Source organism: Bacillus sp. EB106-02-03-XG38, from assembly GCF_058792175.1.
This window is the reverse complement of the sequence record NZ_JBYTED010000007.1, coordinates 101,592-117,144: the sequence shown is the minus strand read 5'-3', so window position 1 is coordinate 117,144 and position 15,553 is coordinate 101,592. Positions and strand designations below refer to the sequence as shown.

Sequence of the window (15,553 nt, the reverse complement as noted above, 5' to 3'; positions counted from 1 at the left end):
ACCGTATGAATGTATCTCTTTTCGTTTGAAACAGAAGTTACACTATAAAACGTTGCGTAAAAATTGTTTTGCTCGTTCGTGTGATGGAGCTGAAAAGAATTGCGCTGGCGGAGCGTCTTCTACAATTTTTCCATCATCCATAAAAATGACGCGATCAGCTACATCTCTTGCGAAATTCATTTCATGAGTAACAATAACCATGGTCATTCCTTCTTCAGCAAGTTCTTTCATAACTTGCAATACCTCTCCAACAAGCTCAGGGTCTAAGGCTGAGGTAGGTTCATCAAATAGCATAATTTTAGGATTCATGGCAAGAGCTCGTGCAATGGCAATGCGCTGTTTTTGACCACCTGACAGGAGGTGGGGCGTTACATCTGCTTTATCTTGCAAGCCGACTTTTTGCAGAAGTTGATTTCCGATCTCCTTTGCATTGGCTGCTGCTAGTTTTTTTACATGAATAGGTGCTTCTATGATGTTTTCTAGTGAGGTCATATGGGGAAAGAGGTTAAAGTGCTGAAAAACCATACCGACATTTTCACGGACTTTGTTTAAATTTGAGTGCTTTGGATCAATTTGTTCGCCTTGTAAGTGAATTTCCCCTTCATCGTACATTTCTAAAAAGTTAAGACAGCGAAGTAATGTACTTTTACCGGAACCACTGGCACCAATTAAAACAACAACTTCTTTTTCTTGTACTTCTAAATCAATTCCTTTTAAAACATCAAGTGAGCCAAATGATTTTACTAGATTTCGAACCTGAATCATACAAAACCCCCAGTCAAAAATATATTTTACAAATGTTGCCCCTTATTTCTGTTATTAGTCACAAATTGTCAGAATCCTTTATTTTTTTTAGTGGATTTGATATTCAAGGAAATAATAATTTTTCAAATCCCTATATCCTTCTATAATGAAAATATGGATAATAATATATAGGTAGTATTTATATTGCTTATAAAAAGGGGGAAAGAAAAAATGGAAAAAGAAAGGAAGAAATTTTCCTTTGGCTTACGTATGCAGCTTATGCTATTTACTACAATTTTAGCTTTTATTACGTATTCGACAAGTTTAATTTTTATTTACGTTATATATGATTATTTTCAAGGTTATGTAAGTCAAACCGTTTATAATATCATTGTTATGCTATTAGGTGTAGTATGGTCTGGAATTTTAGCGTATGGAGCAGCAATCTTTTTAATTAAACCACTTCGAAAGTTGGAGGAGGCTGCGAGGAAAGCAGCCGATGGCGATATTCGTGAAGATGTCCCGTTACCAAAAACAGACGATGAGATTAAATCTTTAAGTGTTGCATTTAATATGATGCTAGGAAACTTAAGAGGTATGGTACAAAATATCGATACTACATTTTCGTATACAAATAATCAAGTTCAGCAAATTAGAAGACAAACAGGGGAAGCGACAAAGCAAGCGCGAGGTGTTTCGGAAACTCTTGCAGAAATTTCTTCTGGAGCTGAGCAATCAGCAGCTTCCATTCAAGCAATTGTTTCTGCTGTTGATACAACAACTTCTATTGCAAGTGAAGTAGAAGAAAAAGCAAAACAGTCTGATGAGTTGTCTTTAGAAATGGTTCAAGCTTTAGGGCAAAGTACACGTGTCTTTACTTCTTTAATTCAAGGTATTCAAACGTTGGCAAAAGAAAATGAAAATTCGATGCAAAATGTACAAAAGTTAGAAGACCGAATGAAACAAGTAGAACATATTGTTTCTGTTGTGAGTGAGATTGCGAGTCAAACGAATTTATTAGCACTGAACGCTTCTATTGAGGCAGCTCGTGCCGGAGAGCATGGAAGAGGCTTTGCGGTTGTTGCGGAAGAAGTACGGAAACTTGCTGATGAAAGTGATCATTCTGCAAGAAACATATCGCAGTTACTACGGAATATGCAAGAAGAAGTGCGACAAGTCGCATTGAAAATGACAGAGCAAGTAAAAACAGCTAAAGAAGAGGCGAAACGTGGGGAAGCTACGGAATTAATTTTAAAAGAAATGTCATCAAGTGTTATGGAAGTAGCCGATGCAACGAAGAAAATTAGTGGCTATATGAACGAACAAGTGAGGCACATTCATCAAACAGGAGCACAAACAAAGGCTGTAGCAGCAATTGCTGAGGAAACATCAGCTGGTTCACAAGAAGTGGCGCGTGTGACGTTGCAACAATCTAAAAATATGGTAGTAATCGATGAATTACTAAAGGATTTAGAGCAGCAAGCGGCGGACTTGAAACAAACAATTGAACGATTTTCAATGTAAAAAGGAAGAACAGTATTTTGTTCTTCCTTTTTTTTACGTATGAAAGGGTGGGATACTTTGTTGAAAACGAAAAACATTGCACGGATCATATATGGTTTTTACTTTACGCAATCTTTGAAAGTTAGGGCCATAATAACTAGATTGCCAATTTTTAATGTCGATATCGGGCCAATTGACATAGTCACCTAGTGTATAAGGATCTAAGCTTTCTCGTAAATCTTTAACCCAGCGTATATTTCGGTTTTCTTCATCATCGCATCTCCACGAGGTAATGTATTCTTGCGCAATAATTGCTTTACGATGGAAATAAGCTGTTTCAGTAGGCATAATATTTTCAACAGCACCTACGAGTGATTGGTGCCAAATACTCGCATCTTTATTTGGTGCATGAGAAAGAAAATATTGCATGATTTGAATTCCTTTAAGAGGAATAGGTTTATATACGTAGGAACCGGAGCGCTTGAATTTTTCAGGGATGTTACCACTGTTAAAAAATTCAACAGCCTGTATATAAGGAACTTCATCTATAAAAAGGGAGGGAGTACCAGTTTCAAGAAGCGGAGATAATAAGGAATGGAGTTCAGAGGGAGAGCCAACAAACTCACCTTGTACTTCAATTTTGTTTTGTTGCTTTGCGAATAATTCAATAGATGAGGTGAGCCGTTCGTCTACATAAGGCGCCCAGCTTTGCCATGCTTGAAATGCAGCGATAAAATCTTCCCATTCCCATGTAATGGAGAAGATTGATACATTTTTTATAGGATGTACTCGAAACGTTAAAGAAGTAACAATGCCAAAGTTTCCACCACCACCACCGCGGCACGCCCAAAATAAATCATGGTTTTCATATTCGTTTGCGCGAATGATTTTTGCTCCAAATTTACCGCACGCTTGTACCATTTCAACTTCTACTAATTGATCACATGTTAATCCAAATAAGCGTGAAAGCATACCGATGCCACCGCCAAGTGTTAATCCAACAATTCCGACGCTTGCACTTGTACCAGCTGGTATTGTTACACCATAATTCCAAAGCTCTTTATAAACCGTGCCAAGATTTGCACCAGCTTCAATTGTTGCTGTTAATTTATCTGTATTAACAGTGATACGATGCATTTCACTTACATCAATAATAAGGCCTCTATTTAAAAGGGAAAAATTTTCATAGCTATGACGTCCGCTTCTTAAGCGAAATGGTATATGGCGTTCGCGAGCCCATTTTAAGGCATTATAAACATCATTTTTATTTTGGCAAAAAACAATAATACAAGGGAGTTTTGGAATACTTAAATTTAAATTCATTCGGGCTACGTCATAGCCAGGATCTGAGGGAACGACGATACGACCTGTTAATTTTGTTTGTTTCAATGTATCACTCCTTTCTAAAATAAGCAGTACTTGTTATTAAGATATGAAAAGCATGTGTAACGTGCGTGGACAAGAGAAGATAAGGAATGAGATTTTATTTTGTGAGAAATAAATAAAGCATAAGAATAAGGAATCTACATAGAGTTCAATGAAAACAGTTGCAAACTATTCATATTTTGTTATGATAGTGTTACGAAAACGTTTGCATAAAAAATTCCGATGGGATGCAAAAGGAGAGAATGACTATGAATAAGACATGGTGGAAAGAAGCGGTTGCTTATCAAATTTACCCACGTAGCTTTATGGATTCAAATGGTGATGGTATTGGAGATTTACAAGGTATTATTGCGAAACTGGATTATTTAAAAGATTTAGGTATAGATGTAATTTGGATTTGTCCGATGTATAAGTCACCTAATGATGATAATGGTTATGACATTAGTGATTATCAAGATATTATGGATGAGTTTGGTACGATGGAAGACTTTGATGCTTTACTAGATGAAGTTCATAAGCGTGATATGAAGCTTATTATTGATTTAGTTATTAATCATACAAGTGATGAACATCCATGGTTTATTGAGTCTCGTTCATCTAAAGACAATCCGAAGCGTGATTGGTATATTTGGCATGATGGTAAAGATGGTGCGGAACCAAACAACTGGGAAAGTATTTTTAATGGTTCGGCATGGGAATATGATGAAGTAACAGGACAATATTATTTACACTTATTCTCGCGTAAACAACCAGATTTAAACTGGGAGAATAAAGAAGTTCGCGAAGTGTTATACGATACAGTTAATTGGTGGCTTGATAAAGGAATTGATGGTTTCCGAGTAGATGCAATCAGCCATATTAAAAAAGAAGATGGCTTTAAAGATATGCCAAATCCAAAAGAACTAAAGTATGTTCCATCTTTTGATAAACATATGAATGTGGATGGAATTCAACCTTTATTAGAAGAGTTAAAAGAAAATACGTTTTCTAAGTACGATATTATGACTGTTGGTGAAGCGAATGGCGTTAAGATTGAAGATGCTGAGCTTTGGGTTGGAGAAGAGCAAGGTAAGTTCAATATGGTATTCCAATTCGAACATTTAAGTTTATGGGATGCAGAAAAGAAGAAAGATCTTGATGTTGTAGGGCTGAAAAAGGTATTAACGAAATGGCAAAAAGGGTTAGAAAATAAAGGATGGAATGCTTTATATATTGAGAATCATGATAAGCCGCGTATCGTTTCAACTTGGGGAGATGATAAACAATATTGGCGTGAAAGTGCGACAGCTTTAGGAGCAATGTATTTCTTTATGCACGGTACACCGTTTATTTATCAAGGACAAGAAATTGGGATGACAAATGTTCAATTCCCAAACATTGAAGATTACGATGATGTAGCAATTAAAAATTTATATCGTGAGAAAATTGCAGAGGGCGTATCACATCAAGATATGATGGAAATTATATGGGCTTCTTGCCGCGATAATTCACGTACGCCTATGCATTGGAACGATGAGACGAACGCTGGTTTCACAACAGGTGCACCTTGGTTTGGTATGAATCCAAACTACAAAGAAATCAATATTGAAAAGCAAAAGAATGAAGAAAACTCTATTTTTAATTTCTATAAGAAAATGATTGCCCTGAAAAAAGAGCACGATGTACTGAATTACGGTACGTACGATTTGCTTTTAGAAGATGATCCGCAAATTTATGCATATACTCGTACATTAAACGATGAAAAAATCGTTGTAATGAGTAATATTTCGAAAGAAGAAGCTGTATATAATGAGGGTTCATTTGCACTAGAACGCAAACGTTTGCTTTTAAATAACTATGAAGTTGCGGAACATGAACAAGTAACTACAATCACGTTAAAGCCTTATGAAACAAGGGTTTATCGCATTTCATAATAAAAAAGGATGCTCTTAGAGCATCTTTTTTTATGAAAAAAAATAAATTTCTATTGCAAAGTGAAAACGCTTTTATTAAAATAGATTTATGAAAACGGTTGCGTAAAGGATAAAAATAAAGTAACACAAGGAATCGTTTTCATAATAGAAACAGAAATTATAATTTAAATCATTATGTTGTTATAAATAAAGGGGAGGAAGAACAGATGAAAATTACGTCTTTTGATTTTTGGCAAAAGTTCGGGAAAGCATTATTAGTTGTTGTAGCTGTAATGCCAGCAGCTGGTTTAATGATTTCTATCGGTAAGTTAATTGGGATGTCTGCTGGGGATATTAACGCAGTTCATACAATCGCTCGCGTAATGGAAGACATCGGTTGGGCAATTATTACAAATCTACACATCTTATTCGCAGTAGCAATTGGGGGATCTTGGGCGAAAGATCGCGCAGGTGGTGCATTTGCAGCGCTATTAGCATTCGTCTTAACGAACAGAATTACAGGAGCTATATTTGGCGTAAACGCTGAAATGTTAACGGATTCAAAAGCGAAAGTTTCTTCAGTATTAGCAGGAGATTTAATTGTAAAAGATTACTTTACTTCTGTACTTGGTGCACCAGCATTAAACATGGGAGTTTTCGTAGGGATTATCACTGGTTTCTTAGGAGCTACTTTATATAACAAATACTATAACTATAACAAACTGCCACAGGCATTAGCATTCTTCAACGGAAAACGATTCGTACCATTCGTTGTAATTGTTTGGTCTACAGTCACTGCAATTGTATTATCACTTTTATGGCCATTCATCCAAAGTGGATTAAATGAATTTGGTCGCTGGATTGCAGCTTCAAAGGATAGTGCACCAGTTGTAGCACCATTTGTATATGGAACATTAGAGCGTTTACTATTACCATTCGGTTTACACCATATGTTAACGATTCCGATGAACTATACAGAGCTAGGTGGAACATATACGATGTTAACTGGCTCGAAAATTGGACAAGTTGTAGCAGGACAAGATCCTTTATGGCTTGCATGGATTACAGATTTAAATAACTTATTAGCAAATGGAGATACAAAAGCATATAACGATCTATTAAATAATGTTGTACCAGCTCGTTTCAAGGCTGGACAAGTTATCGGTTCAACAGCAGCATTAATGGGTATTGCTTTCGCGATGTTCCGTAATGTTGATAAAGAAAAGCGTGCAAAATATAAACCAATGTTCTTATCAGCAGCATTAGCAGTATTTTTAACAGGTGTAACAGAACCAATTGAATTCATGTTCATGTTTATTGCTCCAGTATTATATGTTGTATATGCAATTACAACAGGACTTGCATTCGCATTAGCAGATTTAATTAACTTGCGTGTTCACGCATTTGGATTTATTGAGTTAATTACTCGTACGCCGATGATGGTGAATGCAGGACTAACTAGAGATTTAATAAATTTCGTTATCGTTTCATTAGTATTCTTCGGTCTGAACTTTACATTATTCAATTTCTTAATTAAAAAGTTCAACTTACCAACACCAGGACGTGCAGGTAACTATATTGATAACGAAGATGAGGCATCAGAAGGAACAGGAAATGTACAAGATGGTTCATTAGCAACAAAAGTTATTGATTTATTAGGTGGAAAAGAAAATATTGCTGACGTAGATGCTTGTATGACACGTTTACGTGTAACAGTAAAAGACTTAAATGTTGTTGCACCAGAAGCACAGTGGAAACAAAATGGTGCTTTAGGACTGATCGTAAAAGATAAAGGTGTACAAGCAGTATATGGTCCGAAAGCTGACGTATTAAAGTCGGACATTCAAGATATGTTAGGTGCGTAATAATATGAAATTGCTAACTTTAAACTGTCACTCTTGGCAAGAAGAAAATCAAATAAAAAAGATAAAATATCTTGCTAAAGTCATTCAAGAAGAAGAGTATGATGTCATCGCATTGCAAGAAGTAAGTCAATCGATACAAGCTGAAAATGTATGCGGTAACAAGAAAAAAGATAATTTTGGACTTTTACTATTAGAAGAGTTAAAAGCGTTACATGTAAAAGATTACAATATTACTTGGGATTTCTCTCATATTGGTTATGATGTGTATGAAGAAGGATTAGCGATTGTAACGAAACATAATGTTGTAAAAGAAGATACGTTCTTTATTTCAGAAAATAAGGATACAACGTATTGGAAAACGCGCAAAATTGTAAGTGCAACAATTGCTTATAATGGTAAGAACATCACGTGTTACTCTTGCCACCTCGGTTGGTGGAATGATGAAGAAGAATCATTCAAAGGTCAAGTTAATCGTTTGATGGAGCGTGTAGATGGCAATGAACTTTCCTTCTTAATGGGTGACTTTAATAACAATGCTCGTTTGCAAGGTGAGGGTTATGAATATATGATGCAAAAAGGTTTATATGACACATATGAACTAGCAATAGAGAAGGATGAAGGAACAACAGTCCAAGGTGAGATTGCTGGTTGGAATGAAAATAAACATAATTTACGCATCGATCTAATATTGTGTAACCAAAGTGAAAAAGTTCGTTCTTCAAAAGTTATTTTTAACGGTACAAACCGAAAGGTAATTTCAGATCATTTCGGTGTAGAAGTACAAGTAGATATATAATAGAAGAAATCCTCACAGATGATGAAAAGCTGTGAGGATTTTTTTGAGGAATACAAGTATTTCCAAGAGAAAATACTTGTATTTTTTATGACATTTCCTATATATTTGTTATTATTGAATGTAAAACCGATTTGGTCATTTTGTATTCATACTTTGACTAACTTCGTTATATAATGGAGTAAGTCAAAGTTAATGGGAAAAATAGTCCGTTTTTGGTTAATCCACGATGTAGAAAGTGATATAATTGCAAAATGTATGTATCATTTTCTAAAGAAGGAAAAATATATAATTAGGTGATAACTTCTATGAAACAAATTTGGCGTATTTATAAGACAGATTTACGGAATGTAGCTAAACATTGGGCTGCAATTGTTATTGTTTTAGGGTTAATGATTTTACCATCGTTATATGCATGGTTTAACATTAAAGCTTCCTGGGATCCGTACGGAAATACAAAAGAGGTTCCCATTGCAGTTTCTAACCAAGATGCAGGATCTAATTTAAGAGGGAAAGATATTAATATCGGTGAAGAGATTGTAGATTCTCTTAAGAAAAACAAAAATCTTGGTTGGAAATTTGTAGATGAAAAACAGGCAATTCACGGAGTTGAGCGCGGAGATTACTATGCAAGTATTACAATTCCAAAAGATTTCTCTGAAAAGATTGCAACTGTTCTGGATGAAAATCCGCAGAAACCAGAACTTGATTACTATGTAAATGAAAAGGTAAATGCGATTGCACCGAAAATTACAGCAAAAGGTGCATCAGGTATTACAGAAGAAATTAGTAAAAACTTTGTTAAAACAGCAAACGGTGAGATTTTTAAAGTTTTTAATGATCTTGGAATCGATTTAGAAACAAACTTACCAAGTATCGAGAAAGTAAAAGATCTTGTATTTAAGTTAGAAGCGCAGTTCCCAGAAATGAATACACTGATGGATAAGGCGTTAGATGATGCGACTCGAGCAGAGGATATTGTGAAAGTAGCACAGAAAGATTTACCTGTTGTAGAGAGTGTCATAAATGATGGACAGGAAGCGTTAGCGAATTTAGATAAGTTCTTTGCAAGACAAGATCAAACATTAAAAAATGCTCCAGGGACGATAAGAAACGATTTAGTAGCAGCAAAAGGCGTTATGGATAGTGCGGCTGCATTTACTGACTTTTTAATGAATCCAGGTGTAGAGTTAAATATTCCTGACTTGTCTGGAATGAATGGATTACCTGAATTCCCAGCAAGACCGGATCTTTCTAAGTTGAATAGTGATGGTTATAAGAGTATAGCGCAAAGTATTAATCAAACAGTAAATAATGTTTTAAGTTCATCGCGTGCAGGAACAGCTTATGGGAAAAGTGTTTTAAATGGCTTACAAAATGGCCAATTTGACCCTGAACAAGCAAAGAAAGATTTAAATGCGGTATCAGATCGATTACAAACTGGTACAGATGGTATTTCATATCTTATTAATTTCTTTACTGAACTTCAAAATTCAGCGACGAATGATTTTGGTCAAAGATTTTTCAAAGGGCGAGTGGATCACTTAACTAGCCTTAAAGGTAAGATGGAAAATGCAAACAACGGTATTAAAGATATTGTAAATGTTATTGGTACAGGACAAGAAGTAAAGAAAGATGTAACAGATGTAGCAAATCAAAAATTAGATGCAGCAAATGCATTAATCGATCAAGCGGAAAAAGATTACAATGAAACATTTGTAGCAGATTATAAAAAAGCAGTTAGCACAGTAGATCAAGCTAAAGTTGATGCAAATGCAGCATATGATAACGCAAAAGCAGATTACGATAAAGCAAAAAATGGCCTTGAAGGTGCAAAAGCAGATTTACAAAAGGCGAAAGAAGATGTACAAAATAGAGGTATTAACGGTTTAGATTCAACGAAAGTAGCTTTAAATAGTTTAAATGGTCAATTCCAATCTGGAATCGGTTTAATTGATGATATGATTCCTGTTCTAGAAAGTACAAATAAGGTTTTAGCAGATGTAAATAGTGATAAAAACCTTAATAATGGAATTGCGAAATTAAATAAAGCGAAAAGTAGTCTGCAAAAAGGTGTAGAGGCAACGAATAAGGGAATTACACTTCTTAACAATGGCCAGAAACCTACAAAAGATGTAATTGAAAGTATTAACAACGCTGCGAAGGGCGGGTCAGCTCAATTAACAGATGTATTATCGACGTATGATTCAGAAATTGTACCTAATTTCAATACAGCAATTGCTCGTACAAAAGAGATGTCGAAAAATACAACTCAAATTTTAAACGATGCAGACAAAAAGCTTCCAGATGTTAAAAAGTTACTAGAAGATTCATCAAAAGGCTTAGTAGACGGTAGAAAGAAATTAGCAGATATTAAAGCTGAAATGCCGGAAACTGAGAAAAAGATTAAAGAATTAGCAGATAAAATTCGTGATTTTGAATCTGAAGAGGATTTAAAAGACATCATACGCTTATTGAAAAATGATGTCGAAAAGCAGAGTGACTATTTCGCAAATCCAGTAAATTTAAAAGAGAATAAATTATTTGCGATGCCGAACTACGGTTCAGCAATGTCGCCGTTCTATACAGTGCTTGCATTATGGGTAGGCGCACTATTAATGGTTTCGTTATTAACAGTAGAAGTACATGAAGAGGACGCGAATTATAAGAGCCATGAAATTTACTTCGGACGTTTATTAACATTCTTAACGATAGGTCTTTCGCAAGCGTTTATCGTATCAATGGGAGATATATTCTTACTCGGTACGTACGTAGTCGATAAGTTCTGGTTTGTATTATTTAGTTTATTTATTGGTGGGGTCTTCGTTTGTATCGTATACTCACTCGTTTCTATTTTCGGAAACGTTGGGAAATCGATGGCGATTATTTTACTTGTACTGCAAGTAGCAGGATCGGGCGGAACATTCCCAATTCAAATGACACCAGCGTTCTTCCAAGCGATTTATCCGTTCTTACCGTTCACATATGCAATTAGTGCAATTCGTGAAACAGTAGGCGGAATGCTTTGGGATATCGTAACGCGAGATTTACTTGTGTTAAGTGCTTTCGTAGTAGTGATGATTATTGCTGCGTTATTACTGAAAACACCAATTAACAAGTCGAGTGAAAAATTCGTTGAGAACGCAAAAGGAAGTAAAATCATTCACTAAAATAAAAGGTTCCTACCGATAGAGGTAGGAACCTTTTTGTTTAATCAAATTTTAATTTTTTTAACGCTTCTGCGAATGGGTTGTTTAATGGTTCTTCTTCTTTGTTCTGTTGTTTCATATATTTTTGAACGTCACGCTTATCAGCTTTATTTCCAGATTCTTTTTTACGTCTTTCTTGGAATGTGGAAAGTTTTTCACGATAGCCACATTTACATGCAAAGATTTGTCCCGCACCTTCACCACGTAATTCTAACTTCTTCTTACATTGCGGACAGCGAGCGTTTGTTGTACGAGATACATTTTTACGATGGCCACATTCACGATCTTGGCAAACGAGCATCTTTCCTTTTTTGCCGTTTACTTCTAGCATTGGTTTACCGCAGTCTGGACAAGACTTTGTTGAAATGTTGTCATGTTTATATTTTTTATCACTCGATTTAATTTCAGATACAATTTCTTTCGTATAGTTCTTCATTTCTGAAATGAAAACTTCTTTTTTCAGTTTACCTTTTGCGATCGCCTCTAGCTTTTGTTCCCACTCGCCAGTTAGTGTAGGTGATTTTAACTCTTCTGGTACTAAATCAAGTAACTGACGGCCTTTTGAAGTAATGTGAATATCTTTACCACGTTTTTCAATTAAGAATGAATTGAATAGCTTGTCGATAATATCAGCACGCGTTGCTACAGTACCTAATCCACCAGTTGATTTTAACGTATCAGCAAGTTGTTTATTTTGCGTATCCATATATTTTGTAGGATTCTCCATTGCTGAAAGTAAAGTCGCCTCGTTAAAACGTGCAGGTGCTTTCGTTTGGCCCGATGTTTGCATAATTAACTTTACAGTTAATGTATCGCCTTTTTCGATGCGAGGTAAAAGTTGCTCTTTTACGTCATCCATTACATCATCGTCTTCAAAGCGGTTTTCATATACTTCTTTCCAGCCGGCATGTAAAATTGTTTTTCCGCGTGCGATGAACGTTTCATTGCCAACTTTTGTACGTAATGTTAGTTGTTCGTATTCGAATGCTGGGAATAAAACAGCTAAGAAACGTTTTACAACTAAATCATAAATTTTACGTTCTTTATCTGTGAAGGCTGAGAAGTTAACGTATCCTTCTGTCGGAATAATTGCGTGATGATCACTTACTTTACTATCATCAACAAATGATTTATTAGCCTTGATAGGCTTTTGTAATACTTTATGTGCTAAAGGACGGTATTCTCCAACCCCGCACGCCTTTAGACGTTCTGGAAGTGTTCCAACAATGTCAGATGAAATATAGCGTGAATCTGTACGAGGGTATGTTAGCACTTTATGTTGCTCATACAATTTCTGCATAATATTTAATGTTTCTTTCGCAGAGTAACCAAACTTTTTATTTGCATCACGTTGTAATTCAGTTAAATCGTAAAGACCAGGAGAGAAGGACTTCTTCTGTTTTTTATCAATTTCCACAACAGTAGCATTATGCTTATCTAAACCTTTTACAATGCCATCAATTTTTTCTTTATTAAAACTGCGGCTATTACCGTTAGCATCTTGCCAAGTTAGTTTTAACCTATCGGCTGTTTGAGCTTCGATGCCGTAGTAAGTTTGAGCTTTGAAGTTCTTTATTTCATCTTCACGATTAGCGATCATAGCGACAGTAGGTGTCTGTACACGGCCACAATTCAGCTGGGCATTAAAGCGAGTCGTTAAAGCGCGAGTTGCGTTAAGACCGATATACCAGTCAGCTTCTGAACGTGCAACTGCTGAAGCGTATAAATTGTCATATGCTTTACCTGGTTTTAAATTAGCGAAACCATCTTTAATCGCTTTATCAGTAACAGATGAAATCCATAGACGTTTGATCGGTTTGTTAACTCGAACCTTATCAATAATCCAGCGAGCGACTAATTCTCCTTCACGTCCAGCATCTGTCGCTACAATAATGTCATTTACATCTTTTCTAAGTAGCTGACTCTTCACAGCGTTAAATTGCTTCCCTGTTTGTTTAATAACCGTTAGTTTCAAACGCTCAGGTAGCATAGGTAAATCTTCTAAATTCCACTTTTTATATTTCACATCATAGCTTTCTGGATCTGCTAATGTAACAAGGTGACCTAAAGCCCAAGTTACAATATATTTACTACCTTCAAGGTAGCCGTTTCCTTTTTTATCGCACTTAAGTACACGCGCAATATCTCGTGCAACGGAAGGTTTTTCAGCGATTACAACGCTTTTTGCCATATTAAAAACATCCTTTCAAATTTCCATACGTTAACTATAGCATACATCTTCTTGAGATTCAGTTTCGCTCCAGATTTGAACGTTTTTTAGTGGGATAACATCCGTTTGAAAGAGAATGATGGCGACAGAACATAATATGCACCATGATGAGACTGTGAGAAATAGATAGTTATTATGCTTATTGTTTTATTAGTTGCTTCTATTTAAATAGAAAAGTAAAGAACTTGTTATTTTACTAGAATAAGAGTAGACTTTGAAGTAGAAGAATAATAAGCACATGGGAGTTTGTGGATGCAAACTGAGAGTATGACTAATCCGTCATTGACCATTTGAACCTGTTGGATAATGCCAGCGTAGGGAGAGTGTAAAAGCACATGTTCAGGCACTTTGCGTACGCGCAAAGTGCCTTTTTGTGTATCTCCCATTACTATAGTTAGGGGATGAGAAGGATGAATATAAAAGAAATTAGTAGAGTAGTGGATTTGGTGAGAGAGTCTAATCCGCTCGTTCATAATATTACAAATGTTGTTGTAACAAATTTTACAGCTAACGGCTTGTTAGCGTTAGGAGCATCACCTGTAATGGCGTATGCGAAAGAAGAAGTAGCAGAAATGGCTAGCATTGCTGGAGCGTTAGTATTAAATATGGGGACACTTCGTCCTGAAGAAGTAGAAGCGATGTTACTTGCGGGTAAATCAGCAAATGTGAATAATGTACCAGTACTGTTTGATCCAGTTGGTGCAGGAGCAACATCGTATCGAACAGAAGTTGCGAGACATATTCCAGCCGAAATCGAGTTAGCAATTATTCGCGGAAATGCAGCTGAAATAGCGAACGTTATTAATGAGAGATGGGAAATTAAAGGAGTAGACGCCGGTGCTGGAAATGGTAATGTCGTAAGCATTGCAAGGCAGGCAGCCGATGAATTAAATACAGTTGCGGTGATTACTGGAAAAGACGATGTTGTTACAAATGGAGAGCGAACAATTCTTATTCAAAATGGTCACCCTATTTTAACGAAAGTTACAGGAACTGGTTGTTTACTAACTTCTGTAATAGGAGCATTTGTAGCAGTAGAAAAGGATTATGTAAAGGCAGCGGTAGCGGCATTAACGTTTTATGGTGTAGCTGCGGAACTGGCAGCTGCTAAGACAGTGGAGTATGGACCTGGTAGTTTCCAAATTGAATTTTTAAATCAGTTAGCGAATACAACTTCAGATGATATTGAGAAGTACGGGAAGATTGAGCTTATATAGTAAGGGGGAGAACTAGATGCCGCGTATTACAAAGGATGAAATGTCTAGGTTGTTATCAGTATACTTTATTATGGGAAGTAACAATTGTACGAAGGAGCCACTACAAGTATTGAGAGATGCACTTGAAGGCGGTATAACAATTTTTCAATTTCGTGAAAAGGGAGAAGGTGCTTTAACAGGAGAGGAACGTATTTGTTTCGCAAAAGAACTGCAAGCAATTTGTAAGGAGTACGGTGTACCTTTCATTGTAAATGATGATGTGGAACTAGCTCTTGAGTTAGATGCAGATGGTGTGCATGTTGGACAAGATGATGAAGGAATTACTTCTGTTCGTGAGAAAATGGGAGATAAAATTGTTGGTGTATCTACACATACAATTGAAGAAGCACACTGGGCAATTGAAAACGGAGCTGATTATTTAGGTGTTGGCCCTATTTTCCCAACGAGTACGAAAAAAGATACGAAAGCTGTGCAAGGAACGAAAGGTTTAGCTCATTTTAGAGAGCAAGAAATTACAATACCGATCGTCGGGATTGGTGGTATTACAATTGAAAATACAGCTTCAGTTATAGAAGCGGGTGCGGACGGTGTTTCTATTATTTCTGCGATTAGTTTAGCGGAATCTGCGTATGAAAGTACGAAGAAGTTAGTGGAGGAAGTAAGTAAGAGTTTGTAGAAAAAGAAACTTCAGTAAAGAACATAATGGACAGTTAA

10 protein-coding genes and 1 riboswitch are annotated in these 15,553 nt (G+C 36.0%); of the genes, 7 read left to right on the top strand and 3 right to left on the bottom strand.

Annotated features, from left to right (window positions below; genetic code table 11):
• Positions 1-42: 42 nt before the first annotated feature.
• Entirely contained in the window at positions 43-765 is a 723-nt protein-coding gene (locus AC3WTI_RS24820; protein WP_097840576.1) for an amino acid ABC transporter ATP-binding protein, read from the bottom strand.
• Positions 766-975: 210 nt separating this feature from the next.
• On the opposite strand from AC3WTI_RS24820, the gene AC3WTI_RS24815 reads away from it, so the two are divergent.
• Positions 976-2,268 carry a methyl-accepting chemotaxis protein gene (locus AC3WTI_RS24815; RefSeq protein ID WP_087957337.1) on the top strand — a complete coding sequence of 431 codons (1,293 nt, stop codon included), beginning with the start codon at positions 976-978 and terminating at the stop codon, positions 2,266-2,268.
• Between the two features lie 33 nt (positions 2,269-2,301).
• Here AC3WTI_RS24815 and AC3WTI_RS24810 read toward each other — a convergent pair whose 3' ends face one another.
• Positions 2,302-3,636 (bottom strand): FAD-binding oxidoreductase, encoded by a 1,335-nt coding sequence (locus AC3WTI_RS24810; RefSeq protein WP_087957336.1) that lies wholly within the window; start codon positions 3,634-3,636, stop codon positions 2,302-2,304.
• Between the two features lie 245 nt (positions 3,637-3,881).
• Between AC3WTI_RS24810 and AC3WTI_RS24805 the strand changes: the two genes are divergently transcribed.
• From AC3WTI_RS24805 to AC3WTI_RS24790, 4 genes are all read left to right on the top strand, one after another.
• A complete protein-coding gene (locus AC3WTI_RS24805) occupies positions 3,882-5,546 on the top strand; it encodes a glycoside hydrolase family 13 protein (protein ID WP_097840575.1) in 1,665 nt (554 codons plus the stop codon).
• Between the two features lie 206 nt (positions 5,547-5,752).
• The gene (locus AC3WTI_RS24800) at positions 5,753-7,390 is read left to right on the top strand and encodes a PTS transporter subunit IIBC (protein ID WP_087957334.1); all 1,638 of its coding nucleotides are present in this window, start codon (positions 5,753-5,755) and stop codon (positions 7,388-7,390) included.
• A 4-nt stretch (positions 7,391-7,394) separates the two neighbouring features.
• The gene (locus tag AC3WTI_RS24795) at positions 7,395-8,186 is read left to right on the top strand and encodes an endonuclease/exonuclease/phosphatase family protein (RefSeq protein ID WP_087957333.1); all 792 of its coding nucleotides are present in this window, start codon (positions 7,395-7,397) and stop codon (positions 8,184-8,186) included.
• A 305-nt stretch (positions 8,187-8,491) separates the two neighbouring features.
• Positions 8,492-11,353, top strand: a complete 2,862-nt coding sequence (locus AC3WTI_RS24790; RefSeq protein WP_087957332.1) for a YhgE/Pip domain-containing protein — start codon at positions 8,492-8,494, stop codon at positions 11,351-11,353.
• A 40-nt stretch (positions 11,354-11,393) separates the two neighbouring features.
• On the opposite strand, the gene topB is transcribed toward AC3WTI_RS24790, so the two are convergent.
• Complete coding sequence (gene topB / locus AC3WTI_RS24785; protein WP_087957331.1) at positions 11,394-13,583, bottom strand: DNA topoisomerase III; 2,190 nt, start codon at positions 13,581-13,583, stop codon at positions 11,394-11,396.
• A gap of 267 nt (positions 13,584-13,850) precedes the next feature.
• Positions 13,851-13,960, top strand: a riboswitch (TPP riboswitch).
• 63 nt (positions 13,961-14,023) lie between these two features.
• On the opposite strand from topB, the gene thiM reads away from it, so the two are divergent.
• Entirely contained in the window at positions 14,024-14,839 is an 816-nt protein-coding gene (gene thiM / locus AC3WTI_RS24780) for a hydroxyethylthiazole kinase (protein ID WP_368665440.1), read from the top strand.
• Positions 14,840-14,855: 16 nt separating this feature from the next.
• On the top strand, positions 14,856-15,515 hold the full coding sequence (gene thiE, locus AC3WTI_RS24775) for a thiamine phosphate synthase (RefSeq protein WP_087957329.1): 660 nt from the start codon (positions 14,856-14,858) through the stop codon (positions 15,513-15,515).
• The last annotated feature ends 38 nt before the right edge of the window (positions 15,516-15,553 follow it).

Coding starts and splice junctions, on each gene's coding strand:
- AC3WTI_RS24820 (WP_097840576.1), bottom strand. CDS start 765: ATGATTCAGGTTCGAAATCTAGTAAAATCATTTGGCTCACTTGATGTT.
- AC3WTI_RS24790 (WP_087957332.1), top strand. CDS start 8,492: ATGAAACAAATTTGGCGTATTTATAAGACAGATTTACGGAATGTAGCT.
- AC3WTI_RS24815 (WP_087957337.1), top strand. CDS start 976: ATGGAAAAAGAAAGGAAGAAATTTTCCTTTGGCTTACGTATGCAGCTT.
- thiE (WP_087957329.1), top strand. CDS start 14,856: ATGCCGCGTATTACAAAGGATGAAATGTCTAGGTTGTTATCAGTATAC.
- AC3WTI_RS24805 (WP_097840575.1), top strand. CDS start 3,882: ATGAATAAGACATGGTGGAAAGAAGCGGTTGCTTATCAAATTTACCCA.
- thiM (WP_368665440.1), top strand. CDS start 14,024: ATGAGAAGGATGAATATAAAAGAAATTAGTAGAGTAGTGGATTTGGTG.
- topB (WP_087957331.1), bottom strand. CDS start 13,583: ATGGCAAAAAGCGTTGTAATCGCTGAAAAACCTTCCGTTGCACGAGAT.
- AC3WTI_RS24800 (WP_087957334.1), top strand. CDS start 5,753: ATGAAAATTACGTCTTTTGATTTTTGGCAAAAGTTCGGGAAAGCATTA.
- AC3WTI_RS24795 (WP_087957333.1), top strand. CDS start 7,395: ATGAAATTGCTAACTTTAAACTGTCACTCTTGGCAAGAAGAAAATCAA.